Here is a 25,580-nt window from a genome sequence, read left to right as displayed (position 1 = left end):
ATGCGTGCAAAGTGGATGAGAACGCCTGTTTTCGCGTAGGCGAAGCCCTCTCACAACCTGTACTCCCGCTGGGAGCGTTCGTCAAGTGAAGACAGCGAGGGTGCAGCGTGCTCAGGCTCGACCCGTCGCGGCGCGGGTGCGGCGCGACAGCGAGTCGACGATCACGGCGAGCACGAGCACGACGCCGGTGACCATGAACTGCACCGACGAGTCGAGGTTGAGCAGAGTCAGGCCCGACGATATCGACTGGATGACCACGATGCCGATCAGGGCCGAGAAGGCCGATCCGCGCCCGCCGAACAGGCTCGTCCCGCCGATGACGGCGGCGGCGATCGCATTGAGGTTGACGTCTCCGGTTCCCGAGCTCTGATTCGCCGAAGCCAGCCGTGCGGCCGCGAGGATCCCGCCCACCGCCGCGAGCGTGGAGCACATCGCGAAGACGGAGAGGTAGATGCGATCCACCCGGATCCCGGCGCGCCGGGCCGCCTCGACGGACCCGCCGACCGCGTAGACCGCGCGGCCCCAGCGGGTGCGTGTCAGGGCGAAGTTCATCGCCACCACCAGCCCGAGGAAGAACAGGAACATCACGCCGATGCCGCGGTACAGGTTCAGGTACCAGGTGGAGGCCAGCAGGAAGGCGAGAAGGACGCCGCTGCGCACGGCGATCTCGCCGTAGCTCTGACTCACGAGGTTGGCCGCCGCGCGCCGCCGCGATCGTCGTACGAGCGACCACGCGAAGGCGGCCACCGCGAGAACGGCCACCAGGTACGAGGCCCACGCGGGGAGGAACATCTGCTGCGCGAACTGCACGAGCCACGAGTCGAACGGGATCGCGATCGACCCGGTCTCGCCGAGCACCCACAGTTGCAGCCCGAGGAAGCCGAGCAGACCGGCGAGCGTGATGACGAAGCTCGGCAGCCCGAACCTCGTGTACAGGAAGCCGTAGAGCAGCCCGACGAGGCAGCCGATCGCGATGGCCGCGATCAGCGAGAGCACGAGGTTCCACTGCAGCTGCACGAAGGTCACAGCCAGCACGGCCGCGGCGAGGCCTGACACCGAGCCCACGGACAGGTCGATCTCGCCTACCAGGAGCACGAGCACCACTCCCAGCGCGATGGTTCCGATCGCCGCGCACTGCATCGTGAGGTTCACGAGGTTCTCGCTGGAGAGGAACACGGGATTGAGCAGCTGGAACACCGTCCAGATCACCGCGATGCCGAGCACCACGGGGAGCGCCCCCAGGTCGCCGCCGCGGACGCGGGAGACGAACGCCTCGAGCGCGTGACGGATGCCGCTGCCGCTGAGGAGGCGCTCCTGCGCGATCGGCTCGGCCAGGCGCTCGTCGCCGTGCGGACTCATCGCGACCCGTCCCCATGGGGACGAGGCGTGCGGGAACCGGCGCGGGGCATGCGGATCACGGTGCCGCCGGATGTGTGCTCGTCCAGCGGCGGCTCGTCGAGCGGCTGGCCCGTCGCCGGCGGAGGCGGCGCGGCATCCGCCCGCTCCGGTGCCCGTCGGGCGGACGGGTGATCGACCGCACCCGTGATGGCCGCGATGAGCGTCTCGCTCGTGACGTCGGCGACGTTGTAGACGCCGTTGTTGCGGCCCAGGCGCAGCACGACCACGCGATCGGCGACCGCCATGACGTCGGCCATGTTGTGGCTGATCAGGATGACGCCGTGCCCGCGTTCGCGCAGCCGCTCGATGAGGTTCAGCACCTCGGCGGTCTGCGCCACGCCCAGCGCGGCGGTCGGCTCGTCGAGGATCACGACGCGGGGCTCCCCGATGAGCGACCGCGCGATAGCGACGGTCTGGCGCTGTCCGCCCGAGAGGGAAGCGACGGGCACGCGCACCGACGGGATCTTCGCCGACAGCTCGCGTAGCAGGGTCCAGGTGCGCTGCTCCATGTCGACCTCGTCGAGCGTCGCACCGTCGCGCAGCTCCCTGCCCAGCCACAGGTTGGCGACAACGTCGAGGTTGTCGCACAGTGCGAGGTCCTGGAAGATCGTCTCGATCCCGAGCTCCTGGGCGTCGGCCGGGGTGTCGATGCCCACCGGCTCGCCGTCGAACTCGATCGACCCGCTGTCGGGCGGGTGCACACCGGCGAGCACCTTCACGAGCGTCGACTTGCCGGCGCCGTTGTCGCCGACGAGGGCGACGACCTCGCCCTCGTTGACCCAGAAGTCGACGTCGGTGAGCGCCTTGACCGCGCCGAAGCGCTTGCCGATGCCGCGCATCGTCAGCACGCGTTCGCGCGGGCGTCCCGCCCGCGGGTGCGTCATCGACATCCTCGCCTCGTCCTCATCGATCCCCAGCCGACCCCTGTCAGAGTCAGGACCCTACCCGATGCCCGCCGCTTCGCACGCATCCGCGTACGCCGGGGTGCAGATGTCTTCGACGGTCCAGAACCCGTCGGCGACCACGGTGTCCATGATGTCGTCGATCGTCACGGCCACCGGGTCGAGCAGAGTGGCCGGCGTGCCCTGGATCTCGAGCGGAGCGGTGACCTCCTCGCCGTGGAGCAGCTTGACCGCGACCTCGGCGGCGAGCTCGGCCTGCGGCTTGATCGCCTTGTAGACGGTCATGTACTGGTCGCCGGTGAGGATGCGCTGGATCGCGGAGAGCTCGGCATCCTGGCCCGTCACGATCGGGAGGGGCTCGACGTTGGCGACCCGCAGCGCCGCGATGGCGCCGCCGGCCGTCGCGTCGTTCGCCGCGTACACCCCGGCGATGGCGCCGCCGTGCTGGGCGATCTGGCCCGACACCCACTCCTGCGCCTTCTCAGGGCTCCACCCGGGGGTGTCGTACTCGGCGAGCACGCGCAGTCCGCTGCCGTCGATGATGCTGTGGGCACCGTGCTTGAACAGCGCCGCGTTGCTGTCGGTGGGCGAGCCGTTGACCATCAGGATGCCGCTGCCGTCGTCCTCCGCGTGCACGCCCTCCACGAACGCGGTGGCCTGCAGCACCCCGACCTTCTCGTTGTCGAACGAGATGTAGTACGCCAGGTCGCCGCCGGCGATGAGCCGGTCGTACGAGATGACGGGCACGCCCTTCGCGTTGGCCGAGCTCACGATGCTGACGGCCGCGTTCGCGTCCACCGGATCGAGCACGAGCACGCCGGCCCCGGCCGTCAGCGCCGACTCCGCCTGCTGCTGCTGCTTCGCGGCGTCCTGGTCGGCGTTGGCGTAGAGCACCTCGTAGTCGCCGAGCTCGGCGACGCGGGCCTCGAACATCGGCCGGTCGAACGTCTCGTACCGTGCGGTCTTCGCGTCGGGCAGCAGCAGCGCGATCGTGTCGTCGGAGGGGGTTCCGCCCGGCGCGGGTGCACCGGAGCAGGCCGACAGCAACGCCGCGGCGAGGAGGAGGCCGGTTCCTGCGCCCACCCCCCGCAGCGCCGGCGCGCTGGGGCGAGCCTGCGGGTGTGAAGGCCAGGCTGTCGCCGGCGCGCGACGCCCGATCGGGCGCCGTCGCGGCCGATCCAGTCGCGTACGGGGCATCGGACGAGCCTATGCGGTGATGGGCAGCGACGGCGCAGTCGGAAGCTGGGCGTCGACCGTGACGTGGTCGAGGGCGATCGCGATGGCGCCGCGCGTCTCGGCCCACTCCCCGAACGAGGCGCCGACGATCTCGGGGAGGCCGTCTGCAGAGGGGAGCGCGGTGCGCTCGAGCGAGTGGCGCATCGGGGCCATGAGGATCTCGCCGGCCTGACCGAGCTCGCCGCCGACGACGATGATCTCGGGGTCGAACAGGTTGCACAGGCTCGCGGCGGCGATCCCGATGTGGCGGCCGGCGTCGGCGATCACGCGGCGTGCGGCGCCGTCGCCGAGTTCGGCGGCGTGCAGCAGGTCGCCGAGGCGGTGCATGCCTTCGCTGGGCGGGAACAGCGACAGCAGGGCGGGGCCGCCGGCGTAGGTCTCGAGGCATCCGCGGTTGCTGCAGCGGCAGATGGGGCCGTTCTCGTCGAGCGTCACGTGGCCGATCTGGCCGGCCTTGCCGTTGACGCCGCGGAAGAGATCGCCGTTCACGACGAGTCCGGCGCTGATCGTGTGGCCCACGCGGATGAACACCGACGACGCCGCGGACCGCCCGTTGCCCTCGCGGGCCTCGGCGAGTCCGCCGAGGTTCGCCTCACTGTCGACATGCACCGGGCGGCCGATGCGGATGGCCAGGCTCTCGGCGACGTCGACATTCTCCCAGCCGCGCAGGAGCCCCGGTGTGGACACCATCCCGGTGCGGGGGTCGATCGGCGCGGGCAGGGCCAGCCCGACGCCGAGGAGGTCGGTGATGGATCCGCCGAGGGACTCCATCATGTCGCCGAGCAGCAGCGCGAGGCGGTCGAGCTCGGAGTCGTGGCGGTGGTCCAGTGGGAGCGGGAGCGACGACTGCGTCACGATCGTGCGCGCGGTGTCGGCGATCGCGATGTGCAGGTGGCGGGAGCTGTAGTGGACGCCGGCGACCAGTCCCAGACGGCGGGCGAGCGACACGAGGGTCGCGCGGCGTCCGCTGCTCGTGGTGAACGACGTGTGCAGCAGGCCCGATGCGGTCAGCTCTTTGACGATGTTCGAGACGGTGGCGGGCGAGAGGCCCGTGCTGCCGGCGAGCTCGATCTGCGTGAGACGGCCGTGGCGCTTCAGAGACTCGATGACGCGCGCGCGATTGGCCTCGCGGAGCGAGGTCTGCGAGCCCGGCGGGGCTTGACGGCGTGCCACAGCTCACACTGTATCCCACGGCCGATTTCCCAGGTCGGCCGTGGGATCACGCGGTGTCGCGCCCGCCGGACTCAGCGCCGGTCGGCGGCCAGGCGGATGAGGACGATGTTTCCGGATTCGTCGACCTCGGCGACGCCGGGGTGGGCCTTCACGAACTCGGAGAAGCTCTTGTGCCCGAGGGCCTTCTCGCTGAACGACGGGTCGAGTCGTTTGATGAGGCTCTTCACCGCCGAGGCGTGCTGCCACTCCACGCCCTCCTTGTCGCTCTCGAGCCGCAGCGCGCGCTCGAGGAGGGACTCGGTCGGGTCGACGGCGGCCTTCCTCGAGCGCCGGCTGCCGGACGCGCGCTGCGGCGCGGCATCCTTCTTCCCGGTCGGCGGAGCCGCCACACCCGGGAGCGCGTCGTACGAGTCGAACTGGTCGCACGCCGCGGCGAGCGACTTCGCGGTCGATCCCGCGACGCCCACCCCCACGACGAATCGGCCGAGGCGGCGGCAGCGCTGGGCGAGCGGCACGTAGTCGGAGTCGCCGGCGACGATGACCACGTGCGTGAGGTCGGGGAGGCGGAACATGTCCTCGACGGTGTCCACGGCGAGGCGGATGTCGGCGCCGTTCTTCGCGTACGCGGCGGCGGGGAAGAGCTGCACGAGGTCGACGGCGCGCGCCACGAGCTGGGAGCGGTACTCCGCGTTGACCGGCGCCGACCAGTCGGCGTACGCCCGGGTGAGCACCAGGGTGCCGAACGACGTCGCGTAGTCGATGATGGCGCCGACGTCGATCGTCGCGGCGGCGAGGCGCTCGGCGATCTCGGGGTCCGAGGCATCCGTCGCGATCTTCTGACGGTCGCGCGAGTAGGAGTTCTTGCCGTGCACGCGGTCGTACCACGACATCACGATGTTGTCGAAGTCCAGGTACACCGCCACGCGGGGGCTCTGCAGGTCGGGCATGTCACTCCTCACCGGGGTAGTGGACGCCGACGAGGTCGCGGATCTCGTCGAGCGTGGCCATGATCGCGACGGTCTCGTCGATCGGCAGCACGTCGGAATCGGTGCGGCCCTCGGCGAGGTACCGCTCAGCCGCGAGCGCCTGGTACTGCATGCCGCGGCCGTCGATGTCGGAGCGGAATTCCTCGATCACCGTGCCGTCGGGGCTGACGAGGCGGAACGAGGTGGCCGTGTACCAGACGCTGTCGATGTCGATGCGGGCCTCTGTGCCGATGATCGTCGCGGTGTTGGGGCCGGCTGCGCGGGATGCGGAGATGGAGGTCGACAGCGCACCCGACGCGTGCGTCATGATCGTCGCCACCTCGGTGTCGGATCCCGCGTCGCCGATGCGGGCGGCCGCGGCGATGGAGAGGGGCTCGCCCAGGATGTCCCACGCGAACGAGACCGGGTAGACCCCGAGGTCGAGGAGGGCACCGCCGCCGAGTTCCAGCGCGTTGATGCGGTGCGCCGGGTCGGAGGGCAGCAGCTGTGTGTGGTCGGCGGTGACGGCGCGGACCTCGCCGAGGGCGCCCGACTCCACGAGTTCGCGGATGCGGACCATGTGCGGCAGATACCGCGTCCACATCGCCTCCATCGCGAGGAGTCCGCGTTCCGCTGCGGCGTCGCGTACCTCCAGGGCCTCCGCCGCGTTGAGGGTGAACGCCTTCTCGACCAGCACGTGCTTGCCCGCTGCGAGGGCGAGGAGGGCGTTCGCCGCGTGCATCGGATGCGGCGTCGCGATGTAGACGATGTCGACGTCCGGATCGGCGACGAGTTCCTCGTACGAGCCGTGGGCGTGCGGGATGGCGAAGTCGGCGGCGAACGCCTCAGCGGTCTCGCGTCGCCGCGAGCCCACCGCGGCGACGTCGAGCCCGGCGGTGCGCAGGTCGCTGGTGAACGCACGGGCGATGCCGCCCGGTCCGAGGATCCCCCAGCGGGGGGAGGAGGGCGAGTTCATGAACACGAGGCTAGTGGCGCGATGCCCCCCGTGCCCGGAGGAGGCCGTCTACTGCTGCAGCGCGGCGGCGAGATCGTCCTCGCGGAAGTACACCCCCAGGTACGGCGGGTTCTGAGTCAGGTAGAGCCGGTCGAACGCGACGTTGTCGTGCTCGGCGATGATCTCGCCCTCCACCCCGCCGCTGCCGGTCTGGATCGCATAGCCCTTCGGACAGAAGTACAGCGCGGCGCCGCCGCCGCCGTTGGGGTCGATCGGCGTCATCCCGCTCCCGTAGCAGGGGTCGCCGAAGCCGCCGGGCGTCGGATCGTCGAGCTTCGAGTGGGGCGGGTTGTCCAGGTCGGCGACCATGCTGTCGGCGATCGTCATGCAGCTGGTCCGGTCGTAGGCCGCGCACCACGTTCCGTCGATCGTGTCGAAGGGCGGCATGTCGGCGACGGCGCCGGCGGGCACGAGCGACAGCGGGATCGTGCAGGCATAGCCGTTCGTCCCGCCGGGATGGATGCCGCCGGCCTCGCCCGTCCCGCGCGCGACCCCGTCTTGACCGAGTGCTGCGGTGATGTCGATCGCATCCTTGGTCGGCGCCGTGCGCTCCAGGTGCATCGTGACGGCGTCGCCGTGCAGTTCGACGGGCCCGGCCAGCGGGGTCTCGCCGGTATCGAGAGTTCCCGTTTCGCCGGCGACCGTCAGGTGACGATAGCCGAGCAGCATGATGCAGCCCGGATCCGGGTCCGCGAGATCCACGATCCACTCCCCGTCGAGTCCGGGGCTGGTCGGCGTCGGCGTCGACGATGCCGTCGGACCCTCCGGCGATGGCGAGGGCGCTGCGGTATCGCCCGCTGCGGGTGTGCACCCAGCGAGCAGCACGATAAGCGAGAGGACGGCCAGGCTCCCCAGAGACCGCGCCATGGTCGTGAAACTACCGACCCTGCCCGACGGGTGCAAGGGCCGGGCGTGCGGAGCACTCGCGGCTAGCGGGCGACGCTCTCCGCGAGTTCGCCGCGGCGCTGGGCGGCAGGGACCTGGTCCAGAGCGCGGGCAAGGTCGTCGACGATGTCGCGGGCGTCCTCGAGGCCGATCGACAGGCGCACCGTGGTCGGGCCGATGTGCGCCTCGGCGAGCTGCGTCGGCGACATGTGGCTGTGCGTCATCGACGACGGGTGCGCGACCAGGCTGCGCGCGTCGCCGATGTTCGCCACCAGACGGATCACCTGCAGGCGCGAGATGAACGCCTCGACGAGCCGGAAGTCCGCCTCGGCGTCGCCGGTGGCGGGCAGGTCGAACGCGAACACCGAGCTCACGCCGTCGGGGAGATAGGTCTGCGCCTGTGCGTGCCACGGGCTCGACTCCAGCCCCGGGTGGTGCACGCGCGACACAGCGGGGTGCGTCTCGAGGAACCGGGCGACCGTGAGGGCGCTCGCGGTGTGCCGCTCCATGCGCAGGTCGAGGGTCTCGAGGCCCTGGAGCAGCTGGAAGGCGTTGAAGGCCGACAGCGACGGACCGAGGTCATGCACGTACTTCGTCTTGACCAGCGCGATGTACGGCGACCCGGTCTCGCCGAAGCGCTCGACGAGGCTGCCGTCCGGCACGCGCGGATACGTCTGGGTCAGCTGCGGCCAGCGCTCGGGCTCCGCCGTGAAGTCGAAGGTGCCCAGGTCGACGACGACGCCGCCGAGGGACGTGCCGTGGCCGCCGAGGAACTTCGTGGCGGAGTGCACCACGATGTCGGCGCCGAAGTCCTTCGCGCGCTGCAGGTACGGCGTCGCGACGGTGTTGTCGATCACCAGAGGCACGCCCGCCTCCTTGGCGACGGCGGCGACGGCGCCGAGGTCCAGCACCTGCGCGATCGGATTCGAGATCGACTCGGCGAACAGCGCGCGGGTGGTCGGCCGAACGGCGGCGCGCCACGCGGCGAGGTCGTCCTGGTCGACGAACGTCACCTCGATGCCCCAGTCGGCGAACGTGTCCTGCAGCAGGTCGACGGTGCCGCCGTAGAGCTGACGGGCGGCGACGATGTGCTCGCCCTGCTTGGCGAGCGCCAGGAGTGCCACGGCGACGGCGGCCTGCCCCGATGCGACACCGGCCGCGGCGATGCCGCCCTCGAGCTCCGCGACACGGCGCTCGAACACGAGCACGGTCGGGTTCGCCGCACGGCTGTAGATGTTGCCGTCCTTGCGCAGCGCGAAGAGGTCGCGTGCCTCGGCGAGCGAGCGGAACTCGAAGCCGTTGGACTGGTGGATGGAGGGGATGGCGGTGTTCTCCGCGATGCCGGAGTCGAACCCGGCCTGCACCTGCGCCGTCGCGAACGAGCGAGGGGCGGCAGGACGAGTCTGTTCAGGCATGCAGACCATTGTCGAGCCGCGGCGCCCGGGGCGGTGCGTCGTGTGTCGAACTGTTGCGAGCCCGGCCCGGGGCCGGTGGAGGGGCGGTAGTGCGCCGGCGCGCCAGAATGGTCGGGTGGCGCAGCTGATCACCCCCGCAGAACTCGACGATCTCCTCCGGTCCTCCGCCGTGCGCGTGCTCGATGTGCGCTACCGCCTCGACCGCCCCGACGGCAGCGCCGAGCACCTCGAGGGGCATGTGCCCGGCGCCGTGTACGTCGACATGGAGACGGAGCTCTCGCAGCACGGTCGCCCCGACGAGGGGAGGCATCCGCTTCCTCCTCGTGAAGCGCTGCAGGCGGCCGCGCACCGCTGGGGCATCGACGACGGCGACACGGTGGTCGTCTACGACGACGATCGCGCCCTGGGCGCCTCGCGCGCATGGTGGCTGCTGACCCGCTCCGGCATCGCCGACGTGCGCATCCTCGACGGCGGCCTCGGCGCCTGGACCGCGGCCGGCCTGCCGGTGGAGTCCGGACCCGTCACGCCCGAGCCGGGTGCGGTCCGGCTCGCGCCGATCGCCGAGCCCGTGCTGTCGATCGACGAGGCCGCCGCGCTCGCCGCGTCGGGCGTGCTCATCGACGTACGTGCCGCCGAGCGCTACCGAGGCGAGGTCGAGCCGATCGACCCGATCGCCGGCCACATCCCGGGCGCCGTGAACCTCCCGACCGGCGCCTACATGGACGGTGAGCGATTCCGGGATGCTGCGAGTCTGCGCGCGCTGTTCGGCACGGTCGGCGTCGGCGACGGCGTGACCGCGGCGGCGTACTGCGGTTCGGGCGTGACCGCCGCGCAGGCGGTGTTCGCGGCCGAGCTCGCCGGGCTGGAGCTGCGGATCTACCCGGGCTCGTGGAGCCAATGGTCGAACACTCCCGGACGCCCGGTCGCGACAGGGCCGGCGCCCGCGGAGGTCACCGGCTCAGTGTGACCGGCGCGGTGGCCGGTCTCGACGGGTCACGGCACGAGGGTGATCTTGCCCGCCACGCCCGTCTCGGCCGCGCGATGCGCCTCGGCGGCGTCGGCGAGCGCGAAGGACGGACCGAGCTCGACCGAGAAGCGTCGGGCGGCCATGAGCGCGAGCGCGACGGGCACCGCCTCGGTGCGCCAGACCTGCTGCTGCCCGGTGAGCGGTTCGGGCGAGCCGCCCGAGAACGCGCGGATGCCGAGGCCGGCGGCATCCCGTCCTCGCACCAGCGTCGCGATCCGGTGCCGGTCGGCGACCAGATCGAGCGAGGTGCGGAGGGCCTCGTCCGTGCCGGCGGCGTCGATCGCGACGGTCACGCCCTGCGGAGCCGCCGCGCGCACCCGGTCGGCGAGCCCGTCGCCGTACGCGACCGGGATGGCACCGAGCTCGCGGACGCGGTCGAATCGGCCTTCGGACGACGTGGCGACGACGGTCGCCCCCCACAGCACGGCGAACTGGATGAGCGCCTGGCCGACGGCGCCCGACCCGGCGTGCACGAGCACCGTGTCGTCGCCGCCCACCGCGAGCGAGCGGAGCGCCTGGTACGCCGTGCCGACCGGGATGCCCAGAGCGGCGCCTTCGGCGGCGCTCACCTGCGGCGGGCGAGGGAAGACGTGGGAGGCGGGAACCGCGATCTCGGTCGCGTAGGCGCCGAACGCCCCGGTGAAGACGACCGGCTCACCCACACGGAACCCGTCGACGCCTTCGCCGACCGCGGTGACGACTCCGGCGCCGTCGGCGCCGATGCGGCGCGGATCGACGATCTCCGCCGACGGCCGCCGGCCCGAGCGGAGCTTCGCGTCGATCGGATTGACGCCGGCAGCCGTGACGCGGATCGCAAGCTGCCCGGGTGCGGGCACCGGCTCGGGTACGGGGATCTCATGCAGGACCTCAGGGCCCCCGAACTCGGTGTAGGCGATCGCAGTGGTCATGACGGGGGCAACTCCTGTCGTCGAGGCGGCTATTCCCTCAGGGCTTTCTGCATCCGCTGCAGCGACACCGGCTCGGCCGTGCCGAGGGACTGCGCGAACAGGCTCACACGGTACTCCTCGAGCAGCCACCGGGCGTGCACGAGCGGCAACGGCGCGTCATCCGCCGGCGGGATCACGCCGCCGGCCTCGGCGAACACGGTCGTCGCGCGTTCGAACTCGGTCATCCGCTGGCGGTCGCGGCCCGGGTTGTCGGCGAGCGTCCGCACGCGATCGAGCGCCCCGCGCAGGTAGCGGGGAAGCTGCGCCAGCCGTCCGGTGCCGGTGCGGGACACGAAGCCCGGGAACACCAGGCCCGCCAGCTGCCCCTTGATGTCGTTCAGCGCGCCGAGCAGCGTCAGCGAGTTCGCGTCGCGCATCGCGCGCTCCACGTCGCGCGCGGCCGTCAGGATGCGGGCGGTCAGCGACACCGTCTGGAACAGCTCGTCGACGACCGCGGCCGAGAACGCATCGCGCACCGTCTCGAAGCCGGCTCTGCTGCGTACGACGGCGTCGGCCACGGTGCGTGCGATGACCGCGTCCGCCACCGCGACGCGGCCGTCCTCGATGAGCGCCTTCGCGGACGGATACGGCGATGCCGCGAGCGCGAGCTTCTCGGCGGACGTCAGGTGCTCGAGCACGTAGGCCGACGGCGACGCGACCGACAGGAGCACGAGGCGCCGGACGCCGGCCTGGGTCGCGCGGGCTGCGGCTTCGGGGGTCGTCTCGATCCGGAGCGCGACCGAGGCGCCCTCGTCGACGATCGCGGGATAGCCGCGCACGACGCCGCCCGCGACCCTGGTGTCGACGACGTCGGGCAGGTCCCCGAACGTCCAGTCGGTGAGGCCGGTGCGCTCGGCGAACGTCGACTCGGGCCGCGCGGCGTCGCGGGGTGTTCCCGCGAGGCGGGCCGCGGGGCCCTTCGCGGCCTGGCTGCCGCGCCCGATCGCCGGCGCCGTCGCGGTGAGCGAACGAGACACGGACGCCCGGGCCCGATCGGCGAGCCGTGCCTGCAGCGCGGCCAGGTCGCGGTCTGATCCCACCCCGCGCCCGCGCTCGTCGACGGCCCGGAACGATACCTGCAGGTGCCCGGGCACCCGTTCCATCTCGAAGTCGGCCGCGCTCACCGGCTGGCTCACGACGCGCTGGATGCGCGCCGCGAGCGCATCGCGCAGCGGCATCGGCGGAAGGCCGTCGTGAGCCTCGGGGCCTTGCCCTGCGAGGTCGGCGGCGAACGTCGCAGCCCAGTCCGCCGCGGGGACGACGTGGCGGCGGATGGACTTGGGAAGCGAGCGCAGCAGCGCCGTGATGAGCTCGTCCCGCATGCCCGGCACCTGCCAGTCGAAGCCGTCGGGGCGCAGCTGCGCGAGGAGGGCCAGCGGAACGACGGCCGTCACGCCGTCGTCGGCGGCGCCGGGCTCGAACCGGTATGCGAGCGAGAGCACCTGGTCGCCCTGGGTCCAGCGCGCCGGGAAGTCGCGCTCGTCGCCGCGCGATGCCTCGTCGACGAGGTCGGCCTCCGTCATGTCGAGCAGGCGCGGCGTGCGGGCCGAGGCATCCTTCCACCAGGCCTCGAAGGAGCGCGCGTCGAACACGTCGCGGGGAATGCGGGCGTCGTAGAACCGGAACACGGCCTCGTCGCCCACGAGGATGTCGCGGCGGCGCTCGCGCTCCTCGATCTTCTCGAGGCGTCGCCGCAGCTCGAGGTTGCGGCGCTCGAACGCCGTGAGCTTCTTGTCGAGGTGCGAAGAGTCCCACTCGCCCTCGACGAGCGCGTGGCGCATGAACAGCTCGCGCGCGAACGGCCGGTCGAAGCGCGCGAGCTGCACACGGCGCTTGGGCACGATCTCGAGGCCGAAGAGGGTGACCTTCTCGTACGCGGATGCCGCACCCGACGCCTTCGACCAGTGCGGCTCGCTCAGCGAGCGCTTGGCGAGGTCGCCCGCGAGCGGTTCTGCCCAGGCGGGGTCGATCGCGGCGACGGTGCGGGCGAACAGGCGGCTCGTCTCGACGACCTCGGCGGCCATGACGGCGATCGGCCGCTTCTTCTTGAGCCCGGAGCCGGGGAAGATCGCGAAGCGCGTGCCACGCGAGCCGAGGTACTCGGCGCCGCGGCGCTGGTCGGTGCGGTCGGAGCCGGCGCGGCCCCGCGTGGCGGTCGAGGTGGTGCGCTCGTCGAGGATGCCGAGGTGCGAGAGCAGCCCCGACAGGATCGCCTTGTGGAGCTCGTCCGGGTCGGCCGTGCCCGGTGCCGCCTTGCGAGGAGCGTTGACGAGTGCGCTGAGCTGACGATGCACGTCGGCCCACTCGCGCACCCGCACGTAGTTGAGGTGCTCGGCGCGGCACAGGCGCCGGAACGCGCTCGAGCCCAGCTCTGCCTGCTTCTCCTGGAGGTGGTTCCAGAGGTTGAGCAGGCTCAGGAAGTCGCTGGAGGGGTCGGTGAACCGCGCGTGCAGGCGATCGGCCTCCTCGCGACGCTCTTCCGGGCGCTCGCGCACGTCCTGGATCGACATCCCCGCGACGATCGCGAGCACGTCCCGCAGCACGCCGGTGCGGCGCGCCTCCACGAGCATGCGGGCGAAGCGCGGGTCGATCGGCAGCCGCGAGATCTCGCGGCCGAGGTCGGTGAGCGTCGGATGACCCCCGCCGCTTCCTGAACCTGTCGACGTGCGCACTGCCCCGAGCTCGACGAGGAGGTCCAGAGCCGCCTTGACTCCGCGGGAGTCCGGAGGCGTGAGGAACGGGAAGGAGGAGATGTCGCCGAAGCCGAGCGACAGCATCTGGAGGATGACCGAGGCCAGGCTGGTGCGCAGGATCTCCGGCTCGGTGAACTCGGGCCGGGTGTCGAAGTCCTCCTCGGAGTACAGCCGGATCGCGATGCCGTCGCTGGTGCGGCCCGCGCGCCCCGACCGCTGCTGAGCGGACGCCTGCGACACCGCCTCGATCGGCAGCCGCTGCACCTTGCTGCGGTGGCTGTAGCGCGAGATGCGCGCCGTTCCGGTGTCGACGACGTAGCGGATGCCCGGCACCGTGAGGCTCGTCTCGGCGACGTTCGTCGCGAGGATGACACGACGACGGATGCCGGCCACCCGCGACCGCTCGAACACCCGGTGCTGCTCGGCGGCGGACAGGCGCCCGTAGAGGGGGAGCACCTCTGTGGGTGCGGCGTCCTTCGCGTACATGCCCCGCACCGCGTCCGCGGCATCGCGGATCTCGGCCTCGCCCGGGAGGAACACGAGCACGTCGCCGGCGGCCTCGCGGTCGAGCTCGCGCAGGGCGGAGGTGATGCCGTCGACGTCGTCGGACTCCTCCTCGCCCTTGGCCGGCCGTGCGGGCGGGCGGTACCGGATCTCGACCGGATACGTGCGGCCGGACACCTCGATGATCGGCGCCGGGGTTCCGTCGGGCTTCGCGAAGTGCTTCGCGAAGCTCTCCGGGTCGATCGTCGCGCTCGTGACGACGACCTTGAGGTCGGGGCGCTTGGGCAGGATGCGCCGCAGGTACCCGAGGAGGAAGTCGACGTTGAGCGAGCGCTCATGGGCCTCGTCGACGATGACCATGTCGTAGCGGCGCAGGAGCCGGTCGCGGTGGATCTCGTTGAGGAGGATGCCGTCGGTCATCAGCGCGATGCGCGTGTCTTCCGACACCTTGTCGGTGAAGCGGACCTTGTAGCCGACTGCCGAGCCGAGCGGCACCTGCAGCTCCTCGGCGATGCGCTCGGCGATCGTGCGCGCGGCGATGCGGCGCGGCTGTGTGTGCGCGATGCGCGTCCGCCCGAGCTCGAGCGCGATCTTCGGCAGCTGCGTCGTCTTGCCCGACCCGGTCGCGCCCGCGACGATCACGACCTGGTGGTCGCGCACAGCGCGCGCGATCTCCTCGCGCGCGGCGCTGACAGGGAGCTCCGGCGGAAACGAGATGACGGGTTCGGGCGCGGACATAGCCTTCGATCGTATCCCTTCCGGCCGGGCGCCGGATCGTCCCGTCCGACGCCGCGTCCGCGCGCCTAGGCTGGGAACCATGACAGTCCCCAGCGTGACCCTCAACGACGGCAACACGATCCCTCAGCTCGGCTACGGCGTCTTCAAGGTGCCGCCGGCGGACACGGAGCGGGCCGTCGCCGAGGCGCTCGAGGTCGGCTACCGCCACATCGACACCGCCGCGATCTACGGCAACGAGGAGGGCGTGGGCGCGGCCATCGCGGCGAGCGGCATCGCGCGCGACGAGCTGTTCATCACCACCAAGCTCTGGAACGACCGCCACGACGGCGACGAGCCCGACGCCGCGATCGCGGAGAGCCTCGCCAAGCTCGGACTCGAGCAGGTCGACCTGTACCTCGTGCACTGGCCGACCCCCGCGCAGGACAACTACCTCCACGCGTGGGAGAAGCTCATCGAGCTGCGGGGCGCCGGCTTGACCCGCAGCATCGGCGTCTCGAACCACCTCGTGCCGCACCTGGAGAAGATCGTGTCGGCCACCGGAGTGGTCCCGGCCGTCAACCAGATCGAGCTGCACCCCGCCCACCAGCAGCGCGACATCACGGACTGGGCCGCCGCCCACGATGTGAAGATCGAGTCGTGGGGACCCCTCGGGCAGGGCAAGTACGACCTGTTCGGTGCAGCGCCGGTCGCCGCGGCCGCCGAGGCGCACGGCAAGACGCCGGCTCAGGCCGTGCTGCGCTGGCACCTGCAGAAGGGCTTCATCGTCTTCCCGAAGTCGGTGCGCCGCGAGCGCCTCGAGGAGAACCTCGACGTGTTCGACTTCGAGCTCACCGCCGACGAGATCGCCGCCATCGACGCGATGGAGCCGGGCGACGGCACGGGTCGCGTCAGCGCGCACCCCGACGAGGTCAACTGACCGCTCGCGGGCGGCAGGAGCGGATACCGTGAACCCTCGCCTCGCGGACGCGACGAGCCCGTACCTGAGAGCCCACGCGGGCAATCCGGTCGCGTGGTTCCCGTGGGGCGAGGAGGCGTTCGCAGAAGCACGACGCCGCGACGTGCCTGTCATGGTGTCGATCGGCTACTCGACGTGTCACTGGTGCCATGTGATGGCTCGGGAGTCCTTCGAGGACGAGACGACCGCCGCCGAGCTCGACGCCGGCTTCGTGTCGATCAAGGTCGACCGCGAGGAGCACCCCGAGGTCGACGCCGCCTACATGGCCGCCGCTTCGGCGTTCTCGCAGAGCCTCGGCTGGCCGCTGACCGTGTTCGCGACGCCCGAAGGGCGGCCGTTCTACGCGGGGACGTACTTCCCGCCGCAGCCTCGCGCCGGCATCCCGGCGTTCCGCCAGGTGCTCGCGGCGGTGCACGAGGCGTGGACCGAGCGGCGCGACCAGATCGACGAGACGGCGGATGCCGTCGCCGGTGCGCTCGCCGAGGTCCGCCGATCGGCGCCCGACGCGGATGCGTCCACCCCGTCCGCGGATGAGCTGGTCGGCGCCGCACGCGCACTCGCCGGGCGGGAGGATCCGCAGCACGGCGGCTTCGGCGAGCCCGCCGCCGGTGCCCCCAAGTTCCCCGTCGCCACAGCGCTCCGCTTCCTGCAGACCCCGGTCCTCCGCGAGCACGCCGCCGAGGCGTCCGCCGTCGCCGATCGTGCCCTCACCGCGATGGCTGCCTCGCCGCTGCGCGATGCGGTCGAGGGCGGGTTCTTCCGCTACGCGACCCGGCCCGACTGGACGGTGCCGCACTACGAGCGGATGCTGACCGACAACTCCCAGCTGCTCGACGTCGCGATGGCGGCGGTCCCCGCGCGCGACGACGTCGCGCGCGGCATCGCCGGGTTCCTGCGCGACGTGCTGCAGCAGCCGGGCGGCGGCTTCGGCGCCGCACAGGACTCGGAGTCGTGGATCGACGGTGCCCGCAGCGAGGGCGGCTACTACGCCCGCGATGCCGCGGACCGCGTCGGTCTCGACCCCCCGGCCGTCGACGGCAAGGTGGTCAGCGGCTGGAACGGCCTCGCGATCGGAGCCCTCGCGCGTGCCGGCGTGCGGCTGGACGAGCCGTCGTGGATCGAGTCGGCGCGCTGGGCGGCGGACGCCGTGCTCGAGGTCAACGTCGCCGCCGACGGCCGGCTGCTGCGCGCCTCGCTCGACGAGGTGCCGTCGCGCGCCCAAGCGACGCTCGCCGACCACGGCCAGCTCGCCGCGGGTCTCATCGCGCTCGCCGTCGCCACCGGGGAGGTCGCGTATGCCATGCGGGCGCGAGAGCTGGTCGACGCATGCGTCGATGCAGAGCACCGTGTCGCCGTCCCCGGAGGCGGCGACCCGGTGCTGTCCCGGCAGGGGATCGGAGCGCCGGATACCGCCTCCGATGCCGACGAGCCGTCGGGTGCCGCGTCGGTCGCGGAGGCCGCCGCGGCGCTCTGGATGCTGGGCGCCGGAGACAGCTATCGCTCGATCGCCGAGCGGCTCGTCGCCGCCTACGCTCCCGCGGCCCTCGCGCAGCCGCTCGCGTACGGCGCTCTCCTGCGGGTCGCCGCCGGCCTCGCGGAGCCGCCGCGACAGGTCGTCGTCGTCACGGACGATGCCCACGCCGCGCTCGCGACAGCGGCGCGCAGCATCCGTGCCGATGTCGTGATCATCGTGTCGCCGGAACAGTCGCTCTCATGGGCCGCAGCGGGATTCGAGCTGCTCGCCGGGAAGGAGCAGCGCGACGGGCGGCCGACCGCCTACGACTGCCGGGACTTCGCCTGCCGGCTGCCGGTCACGGACGTCGCCGCACTCGAGGCGTGATCGCTCTCAGACCCAGCTGTTCACCCACATGTGCAGGTGCCAGAAGTCGTAGGGCACCGTCATCGCGGAGATGATCGGGTACCAGAACGCCGACAGTGCGAGCGCGACGACGAGGAAGACCAGCACCAGGCGCTGACCTGTGAGCCGGCGGTGGGAATCCGCCGACGGCGAACCGGCGATGTCCTCCAGCGCGAAGGTGAGCGCAAGCAGCATGAACGGCAGGATCAGCACCGTGTAGAACTGGAAGATCGTGCGCTCGGGCAGGAACAGCCACGGCACGTAGGTGACGGCGACCCCGGTGAGAACGAGTGCGTAGCGCCAGTCGCGCGCCACCACGAAGCGGTACGCGAGGTACAGCACGGCGGCCACCCCGGCGTACCAGATCAGCGGGTTCGGCATCGTCGAGATCACATCCACGCAGCCGCTCGGGGACGTGCAGCCGTTCACGCCCATCGCATCGTGGTGGTAGTAGACGCCGGTGGGACGCCACAGCAGCGGCCACTGCCACGCCGGGCTCGCGTAGGAGTGCCCGGACGTGATCCCGGCCGTGGACCTGTACATCGCGACGTGGTAGATCCAGAGGCTCTGGAGCGGGTTGCTCCCGGCCTGGCGGTCGTAGCCTCCTGAGCCGAACAGCCAGCCCGACCACGACGCGACATAGACGACGAGGGCGACCGGGACGAACAGCACGAACGTGGCGAAGCCTTGGCGCACAGCATCCGTCGGCCAGAACAGCACGCCCGCGCGGCGTCGGGCCAGCGCGTCCGTGACGACGAGGTAGACCCCGAGCCCGGCGAGCACCCACGCGCCCGACCACTTCACGGCGCTGGCCGCCCCGAGCGCGGCGCCCGCGGCGATGATCCAGGGCCGGTTCCAGAGGACCGGTCCCCAGGAGGGCGGCGCGTCACCGTCGTAGCGGGCCGCGACGATGTGGGCGATACGCGTCATCGTGCGCTCGCGATCGCGCAGCACGAACAGGAAGGCGAGCAGCACGAAGAACGTGAGCGACGTGTCGAGCAGCGCGATGCGGCTCATCGAGATGGCGAGGCCGTCGACCGCCATGAGCAGGCCTGCCACGACGGCGAACGTGGTCGAGCGGGTGAGGCGCTTCGCGATGAGCATGAGCACCAGCACCGAGCCGATGCCGAGGAGCGCCGTCGTGATGCGCCAGCCCCAGCCGGAGTCCGGCCCGAGCACCGCCATGCCCAGCGCGATGATCCACTTGCCGAGGGGCGGATGCACCACGAACGACGGATTGGTCGTGAACACGTTCACATCGCCCGAAAGAAAGCTCTCGTTGGCGCCCGCGGGCCAGGATGCCTCGTACCCGAGGCGGAGCAGCGTCCAGGCGTCCTTGACGTAGTACGTCTCGTCGAACTGGTTCATCAGGTCGTGCGCCGCGGCGAGGTTCCACAGCCGCAGGACCGCGGCGATCACCAGGACGATCGCAGGACCGAGCCACCGATACAGCCGCCGTGCACGCGCGTCCTCGCTCAGCCGGCGGGCGAAGCGGTCGTAGACGCTCGGTCGTGCCGGGGGGTTCAGCGGCGCGGCGGGCTGGTCGGCCTCGAGCCGCGCGGCATCCGTCACCCGGTCAAGTTTAGGCTGAGGGGGTGATCATCCTCGCGGCGACCCCGATCGGAAACCTCGGGGACGCGTCCCGCCGGCTGGTCGAGGCCCTTGAGGAGGCGACCATCGTCGCCGCGGAGGACACCCGAACGACCCAGCGTCTGCTGGCCGCGCTCGGCATCGCGAACCGGCCACGGCTCATCGCGCTGCACGACCACAACGAGAAGGAGCGGGCGCCAGAGCTCGTGGAGCTCGCGCGCGAGCAGGACGTGCTCGTGCTGAGCGATGCCGGAATGCCCACCGTGAGCGACCCCGGCTACGGCCTCGTCGCGGCGGCCGCAGCGGCCGGCGTGGACGTCACGGCGATCCCCGGGCCGAGCGCGGTCGTGACGGCGCTCGCCGTATCGGGGCTGCCGACCGACCGCTTCACGTTCGAGGGCTTCGTCGCCCGCAAGGCGGGGGAGCGCGGTGCGGCTTTGCGCGCGCTGAGCACCGAGACGCGCACCATGGTCTTCTTCGAAGCGCCGTCGCGCGTCGCCGCGACGCTCGCCGACATGGCGTCCGAGTTCGGTGACGATCGTCGCGGTGCCGTGTGCCGTGAGCTGACGAAGCTGCACGAGGAGGTCGCGCGCGGCACCCTCGCCGAGCTCGCCTCGTGGGCCGGGTCCGGCGTCCGGGGCGAGCTCGTGATCGTCGTCGAGGGCGCGCCCGCGCGCGGCGTCGCGTTCCCTGATGCGGTCACGCAGGTGCTCGAGCTCGTCCGCGGCGGCACGCGTCTGAAAGAGGCCGCGGCCGAAGTGTCCGGACTCACCGGACACTCCAGCCGCGAGCTCTATCAGGCCGCGCTCTCCGTCCGCGGGTAGCGACGGCGCCGCGAGGTCATCCGCGCACGGTGACGGCGAGGTCCTTGCTCGTGGCCGCGCCGGCGTCGTTCGCGAAGACGACGCGGTAGGTGTGCGTGCCGCGCGTGGCGCCGGTGACGGAGAGCGTCGCACGCTGCGCGCCCGGCGTCGCCGCGACGAGGGCACCCTCGCCGATGAGGGTGGCGCCCTCGTAGAAGCGGTAGCTCGTCGCGTTCGTGCCCCACCAGAGGTCCGCGGTCAGCGTGTAGGTGCCGTCGCCATCCTTGTCGTCGTGGCTCAGCACGGGCTTCCCAGGAGACGCGTCGGTCACCGTGACGGTCACCGGCTGCAGCGCGGTGGTGCCCTTCGAGTTCACGAGCTCGCCGGTGTAGACGTAGACGCCGTTCTTCTTCCCGGTGACCGGGATCTCGGCCGACTGCGCGCCGACGCCTCCGTACCCGAGTGCCGCGGTGGCGATGCGCTCGCCGTTCTCGAACAGGCGCAGCTTCGTCGCGTTCTCGCCCCACCAGAGGTTCATGCGCACGGTGTACGCGCCGTCCTTGAGGCCGGTGTCCCACCCGTTGTCGTGCGACAGGATGCCGCGGCCCGGAGCTCTGGCGGCCGCGTCGAGCACCAGCAGCCCGTCGACGGCGCCGGCCAGGGCGGTGGTCGCTGCGTCGACGGCGGTGCGGGACGGGGCATCCGCCGACAGCACGATGTGCGCCCTCTCGATCGCCGCCTGCAGGGCGGCCGCAGTCGCGGGCGTGTGGCCGGACGTCTCGATCGCCTCGGCGTCCGCGAGTGCCGCGGCGAGGGCGGAGGTATCGACACCGGTCGGCGTGGCGCGCACGAGCTCGATGTCGTCGATCGTGCCCCACGCCCCGCCGGAGAGGGTCGCGGTGACGGTGACGGTGACGCTGCCGCCCGCGGGCACGTCGATCGGTGCGCTGGTCGGCGCCGACCAGTTGCGCCACCCGTCCATCGAGAAGGGGACGGATGCCTCGCCGGACGCGCTCGAGACGATCAGGCGCACGCTGCTCGCGGCATCCTCTCCGTCGCCCTGCAGCGCGCCGCGCACGACGTACGATCCGGCGGGGACGGCGTCCACGCGCTGCGACAGGGTGAAGGAGTAGGCGTTCGCGGCCCAGAAATGCGCCGAGCGCTCACCGGCGCGCGGGTCGTCCCACGCGCCGATGGTGAGGCCGCCGCCTGTCTTCGTCCACGCGCCGTTGTCTCCCTCGAACCCGGGGCTGCGAAGCAGGTTCTTCTGCGCGACCACGAGCGTGGCCGTCGCCGCGAGGCCCGACGCGGTGACGCCGGCGATCGAATAGGTGCCGGGGCCGTCGATCCACTTCGCGGCGTCGGACCACGTGACCGGCTGCGTCTCGGACGAGCCGTCGTTGTACGACACGGTGACGGTGGCGGGGAGGGCGAGCGCATCGCCCTCGGCGACGGTGAGGTTCACGGGCGCGACCGCGGTGACCTCGCGCGGCGCGACGGCGCCGGTGCGGGCGTAGGCGAACACGTGGAGAGACTCCAGGGGCGTGCCGTCGTGCGCGAACAGCGCCTGGTTGTCCCACGCGGAGCCGCCGTACCACTGGCCGGCGTCGTCCGGATCGTACTCGCCGGCGTAACTCGAGGCCCAGCCCGATCCGTGCGCCTCCCACAGCGCCTTGTTCGCATCGAGCGCCGAGGGCGGTCCGACGGGGAGCCACGCGGGCTCCCAGTAGAAGACGCCGATGCCCGCGGTGCCGACGTTCGCGACCGCCTGGATCACGTCGCGCACGGCGTCGGCCTGCCCCTGCACGCTGACCGGGTACTCCGTGGCCTCCGAGGGGAGGTCGATGACGTTGCCGTGGCCGTCGCCGTCCTCGAGCGTGTACGCCCACGAGGTCTCGGCCACCATGACCTTCTTGCCGTACGTGTCGGCGACGTTCTTCAGCACCGAAGTGAGGTTCGTGACGGTGCCGTGCCAGTACGGGTAGTAGCTCGAGGCGAACACATCGTAGTCGACGCCGCGTGAAGCGAGGTTCGCCGCGTAGCCGGCGTAGCGCCCGCTGGACTCGGGGTTCGTGAAGTGCACCGCGACGAGGGCGCTCGGGAACACCGCGCGCACCGCTGCCGAGCCGGCGGAGAAGATCTGCGCCATGCCGTCCCACCCGCTGACACCGGCGACCGCGTTGTTGGTCTCGTTGCCGACCTGCACCATCTGCACGTCGACGCCCGCGATCTTGAGCTCCTCCAGCGCATCCGTCGTGAAGTCGTTCACCGCGACGGCCTTCTCGGCCAGGGTCTCGGCCGCCCAGGCCTTCGGAGCCTTCTGCTTCGCGGGGTCGGCCCAGAAGTCGGAGTAGTGGAAGTCGACGAGCACACCGAGTCCGGCGTCCGTCGCCCGCTTCCCGATCTGGACGGCGTGCGCGACGTCGTTGTCACCGCCGCCGTAGCCGTTGCCGGCGGCGTCGAACGGATCGTTCCACACGCGTACGCGGACGTCGGTGACGCCGGCGTCGGCGAGGACGTCGAACAGGTCGGCGGGCTGCCCGGCCGCGTCGCGGAAGACGACACCGGACTCCTCGAGCGCGATCGCCGACGACACGTCGACGCCGCTGATGAAATCAGCCGCGAGGTTCTCGACCTTCGGGACGGTGATGCCGGCCTCGACGGGGCCGGCGTCCGCGGCGGCGGGGGATGCCGCGAGCCCGGTGATGACCAGGGCGAGGGATGCCGCGACTGCCGCGAGGCGCGCGGAACGAGGGTGGTGAGACACGTGGGTTCTCCGATCGACGTTGATCTGGGGGCGGCTGAGGATCAGCCCTTGACGGACCCCGCGGTGAGGCCGCCGACGATGTAGCGCTGCAGCGACAGGAACAGGACGAGCACGGGGATCGCGGCGATCACCGCACCGGCGGCGAACAGACCCCAATTGGAGGCGAGCTGGTTCGAGACCCACTGGTACATGCCGACCGCGAGGGTCCAGTTGTCCTCCGAGACGAGCACGATCTTGGCGATGATGTAGTCGCCGAACGCCGCGATGAAGGCGAGAAGTGCCACGACCGCGAGGATCGGCGTCACGAGCGGGAAGATCAGCCGCCAGAAGATCTGGGCGTGGGATGCGCCGTCGATCTTGGCGGACTCGTCGATCTCGATCGGCACGGTGTTGAAGAAGCCGTACATGAGGAACGTGTTCACGCCGAGCGCGCCGCCGAGGTACACGCAGATGAGCGCGATCTTGGAGTTGAGGCCGAGTGCCGGCACGACCTCGCCGAGACCCAGCAGCATCAGGAAGATCGCGACGAACGCGAGCGCCTGCGGGAACATCTGGATGATGAGGAGTCCGGTGAGCCCCGCTCGGCGGCCCGAGAACCGGAAGCGCGAGAACGCGTACGCGGCCGCGGCGCCCATCAGCACGGCGCCGACCGAGGCGATGCCGCCGATGAGGAGGGTGTTGCCCGCCCACGTCCAGAAGCTCGTCTCGCCGAGGGCGGCGTAGTTCGACAGGTCGACGACGCTGAAGAGGGCGTTGCTGGCGGCGAGCGTGCCGTTCGGGTTGAGGGACGCCGACAGCACGTACACGAGCGGGAAGATCGCGTAGAAGATCACGACGACGGCGAGCAGGTACTTCCAGCCGACCTCGAGCAGCCAGCGGCGTCGGCGTGCGCTGCGGCGGTCGCGAGGGGCGCCGGGTGCGCGGGTGGTCGGTCCCGTGGCGACATCGGTGGCGGTGGACATCACTGGAACTCCTCGAGCTTGCGGGTCTGACGGAACGCGATCGCCGAGATGCCCCCGACGACGGCGAACACGAGGATCGACAGGGCGCTCGCGAGGCCGTAGTCCGCGGCACCGCCAGACACACCGGAGATGTCGTAGATGGCGGAGATCAGGATGTCGGTGGCCCCGAGCGCGTACGGGGCACCGGGGATCGCCGGGCCGCCGTTGTTGAACATGTAGATGACGGTGAAGTTGTTGAAGCTGAACGCGAACGAGGAGATCAGCAGGGGCGCGGTGGCCACGAGCACGAGCGGGAGGATGATCGAGCGCAGCTGCCGTGATCGGCCGGCGCCGTCGAGGGATGCCGCCTCGAGGGTGTCTTGCGGGAGCGCCTGCAGCGCGCCGGTGCACACGAGGAAGTAGTACGGGTACGTGAGCCACAGGTTCACCCACACGACGGCCGCGCGGGCGAGCCATGGGTCCCCGAGCCAGTTGATGTTCGCGCCGAAGAAGAACAGGTCGTTGATCACGCCGAACTCGGCGTTGAACATGCCGCGGAACAGCAGCGCCGACATGAACGCGGGGAAGGCGTAGGGGAGGATGTACAGCGTCCTGAGGAACCGGCGGCCCTTGAGGCGCGCGTCGTTGTAGATGAGGGCGAGCAGGAGGCCGAGCGCGAAGGGCAGCACGACCGACAACGTCGCGAAGACGAACGTCCAGACGGTGACGGAGAGCAGCGTCTGTGCGAGCGCGGGGTCGGTGAACAGCCGGAAGAAGTTGTCGAACCCGACGTTGACGTACCAGCCCGTGGGGAGAGCCGAGCCGTCCTCGGCGACGAACAGTCCCTCGTCGTTCGCGGTGTAGACGGTGCCGGTGGTGGTGTCGGTGATGGTCTGGGCCTCGGCATCCCATACCAGCGTCGATTCGTAGACGGCGCCCGAAGAGCCGTCACGCGTGCGGATCGAGCCGTCGTTGGGGTCTTCGGAGACCGGCACGCGCAGGCTCGCGATCTGCTCCTGCAGGGCGGCGTCGGTGATGACCGTGGCGCGCGGCACGACTTCCCAGCCCGGGACCTCCGTGGGGGACCCGGCGCTGCCGACCTCGGCGCCGCGGGCGTCCTCGAGCGGCTGCTCGGCGGAGCCGACGAGCACGTCGCCGTCCTCGTCGACGATCGCGAAGCCGACCTCGCCGACGCGCTCGACGACCGAGAGCGGATAGGTGGGGGAGTCCTCGATGCGACGCTCGCCCTGGATGAGCGCGGCCTCGACCGCCTGCTCCTGGGTGCCGGCGTGACCGGTGCCGTAGTTGGTGAAGGCGATGTACGCGGTGTAGCCGAAGATGAAGACCTGGAAGACGAGCAGGAAGGCCAGGCCCGGCAGCAGGTACTTGAGCGGCAGCGCGCGCTTGGTGAAGTAGACGACGTCGGCGGCGAGGAGCAGCACGAGCGTCGCCGAGAACACGACCCACGACTCGACGCGGAATGCGCTCAGCAGCGTCATCACGCCGAAGGCGTTCACGAGGGCCATCAGGGCGAGCTTCGCGAGGAAGCCCCAGCCGGGGCCGCGCCAGCGGCGGGCGTGCGATTCGGGCGGCGGCGTCTGTGCCGGCGCCTGGGGGAGGGTGGGGGCGTCCACCGTCATGCGTCTGCTCCTGTCACGGGGCCTCATCGCCGGGCGTGAGGGGGATCGGGTCGATCCGGGAAGAGGTTGGGATCCGGGAGGCGGGGAGAGGCACTCACCCGCCTCCCGGAGCATGTCGGCCACCGTGT

The 25,580-nt window shown here is 71.4% G+C and carries 18 protein-coding genes; 4 read left to right on the top strand and 14 right to left on the bottom strand.

Annotated elements, in window-relative coordinates; translation table 11 throughout:
• Positions 1 to 111: 111 nt before the first annotated feature.
• From J2Y46_RS18675 to J2Y46_RS18640, 8 genes are all read right to left on the bottom strand, one after another.
• Complete coding sequence (locus J2Y46_RS18675; protein ID WP_310244417.1) at positions 112 to 1,359, bottom strand: ABC transporter permease subunit; 1,248 nt, start codon at positions 1,357 to 1,359, stop codon at positions 112 to 114.
• Positions 1,356 to 2,288, bottom strand: a complete 933-nt coding sequence (locus J2Y46_RS18670) for an ATP-binding cassette domain-containing protein (protein WP_310244414.1) — start codon at positions 2,286 to 2,288, stop codon at positions 1,356 to 1,358. Before J2Y46_RS18670 ends, J2Y46_RS18675 begins: the two co-directional genes overlap by 4 nt.
• A 51-nt stretch (positions 2,289 to 2,339) precedes the next feature.
• On the bottom strand, positions 2,340 to 3,383 hold the full coding sequence (locus J2Y46_RS18665) for a sugar ABC transporter substrate-binding protein (RefSeq protein WP_245619601.1): 1,044 nt from the start codon (positions 3,381 to 3,383) through the stop codon (positions 2,340 to 2,342).
• 123 nt (positions 3,384 to 3,506) lie between these two features.
• Positions 3,507 to 4,709 carry an ROK family transcriptional regulator gene (locus J2Y46_RS18660; RefSeq protein WP_045299899.1) on the bottom strand — a complete coding sequence of 401 codons (1,203 nt, stop codon included), beginning with the start codon at positions 4,707 to 4,709 and terminating at the stop codon, positions 3,507 to 3,509.
• Positions 4,710 to 4,780: 71 nt separating this feature from the next.
• Positions 4,781 to 5,656, bottom strand: a complete 876-nt coding sequence (locus J2Y46_RS18655; protein WP_045299897.1) for an NYN domain-containing protein — start codon at positions 5,654 to 5,656, stop codon at positions 4,781 to 4,783.
• 1 nt (position 5,657) lies between these two features.
• Entirely contained in the window at positions 5,658 to 6,650 is a 993-nt protein-coding gene (locus tag J2Y46_RS18650; protein ID WP_045300068.1) for a Gfo/Idh/MocA family protein, read from the bottom strand.
• Between the two features lie 48 nt (positions 6,651 to 6,698).
• A complete protein-coding gene (locus tag J2Y46_RS18645) occupies positions 6,699 to 7,556 on the bottom strand; it encodes a hypothetical protein (RefSeq protein ID WP_310244409.1) in 858 nt (285 codons plus the stop codon).
• 62 nt (positions 7,557 to 7,618) lie between these two features.
• Positions 7,619 to 8,989, bottom strand: a complete 1,371-nt coding sequence (locus tag J2Y46_RS18640) for an O-acetylhomoserine aminocarboxypropyltransferase/cysteine synthase family protein (protein WP_045299893.1) — start codon at positions 8,987 to 8,989, stop codon at positions 7,619 to 7,621.
• A gap of 115 nt (positions 8,990 to 9,104) precedes the next feature.
• Between J2Y46_RS18640 and J2Y46_RS18635 the strand changes: the two genes are divergently transcribed.
• Positions 9,105 to 9,956 (top strand): sulfurtransferase, encoded by an 852-nt coding sequence (locus J2Y46_RS18635; protein ID WP_310244406.1) that lies wholly within the window; start codon positions 9,105 to 9,107, stop codon positions 9,954 to 9,956.
• 26 nt (positions 9,957 to 9,982) lie between these two features.
• Here J2Y46_RS18635 and J2Y46_RS18630 read toward each other — a convergent pair whose 3' ends face one another.
• Entirely contained in the window at positions 9,983 to 10,924 is a 942-nt protein-coding gene (locus J2Y46_RS18630; RefSeq protein WP_310244401.1) for an NADP-dependent oxidoreductase, read from the bottom strand.
• A 29-nt stretch (positions 10,925 to 10,953) separates the two neighbouring features.
• Positions 10,954 to 14,898, bottom strand: coding sequence for an ATP-dependent RNA helicase HrpA (hrpA, locus tag J2Y46_RS18625; RefSeq protein ID WP_310244398.1), 3,945 nt, complete (start codon positions 14,896 to 14,898; stop codon positions 10,954 to 10,956).
• 79 nt (positions 14,899 to 14,977) lie between these two features.
• Between hrpA and J2Y46_RS18620 the strand changes: the two genes are divergently transcribed.
• Together J2Y46_RS18620 and J2Y46_RS18615 are read left to right on the top strand one after the other, a co-directional pair.
• A complete protein-coding gene (locus J2Y46_RS18620) occupies positions 14,978 to 15,814 on the top strand; it encodes an aldo/keto reductase (protein ID WP_045299885.1) in 837 nt (278 codons plus the stop codon).
• A gap of 28 nt (positions 15,815 to 15,842) precedes the next feature.
• Entirely contained in the window at positions 15,843 to 17,693 is a 1,851-nt protein-coding gene (locus J2Y46_RS18615; protein ID WP_310244394.1) for a DUF255 domain-containing protein, read from the top strand.
• Between the two features lie 6 nt (positions 17,694 to 17,699).
• On the opposite strand, the gene J2Y46_RS18610 is transcribed toward J2Y46_RS18615, so the two are convergent.
• Positions 17,700 to 19,283 (bottom strand): phospholipid carrier-dependent glycosyltransferase, encoded by a 1,584-nt coding sequence (locus tag J2Y46_RS18610; RefSeq protein ID WP_310244391.1) that lies wholly within the window; start codon positions 19,281 to 19,283, stop codon positions 17,700 to 17,702.
• 23 nt (positions 19,284 to 19,306) lie between these two features.
• Here J2Y46_RS18610 and rsmI point away from each other — a divergent pair, with 23 nt between their 5' ends.
• Positions 19,307 to 20,125: a 16S rRNA (cytidine(1402)-2'-O)-methyltransferase gene (gene rsmI, locus J2Y46_RS18605; protein WP_045299881.1), complete on the top strand. Its 819-nt coding sequence runs from the start codon at positions 19,307 to 19,309 to the stop codon at positions 20,123 to 20,125.
• A gap of 16 nt (positions 20,126 to 20,141) precedes the next feature.
• Here rsmI and J2Y46_RS18600 read toward each other — a convergent pair whose 3' ends face one another.
• Genes J2Y46_RS18600 through J2Y46_RS18590 form a run of 3 tightly spaced genes read right to left on the bottom strand, consistent with a single transcriptional unit; the run spans position 20,142 to position 25,452 of the window.
• A complete protein-coding gene (locus tag J2Y46_RS18600; RefSeq protein ID WP_310244388.1) occupies positions 20,142 to 22,871 on the bottom strand; it encodes a glycosyl hydrolase 53 family protein in 2,730 nt (909 codons plus the stop codon).
• 41 nt (positions 22,872 to 22,912) lie between these two features.
• Positions 22,913 to 23,833 (bottom strand): sugar ABC transporter permease, encoded by a 921-nt coding sequence (locus J2Y46_RS18595; RefSeq protein WP_045299877.1) that lies wholly within the window; start codon positions 23,831 to 23,833, stop codon positions 22,913 to 22,915.
• Positions 23,833 to 25,452, bottom strand: coding sequence for an ABC transporter permease subunit (locus J2Y46_RS18590; RefSeq protein WP_310244386.1), 1,620 nt, complete (start codon positions 25,450 to 25,452; stop codon positions 23,833 to 23,835). Before J2Y46_RS18590 ends, J2Y46_RS18595 begins: the two co-directional genes overlap by 1 nt.
• Positions 25,453 to 25,580: the final 128 nt, after the last annotated feature.

The organism is Microbacterium sp. BE35 (assembly GCF_031457705.1).
Taxonomy (GTDB): Bacteria; Actinomycetota; Actinomycetes; order Actinomycetales; family Microbacteriaceae; genus Microbacterium; species Microbacterium trichothecenolyticum.
Note: the sequence above shows the minus strand (reverse complement) of the source record. Positions and strands in the feature narration are given on the sequence as shown.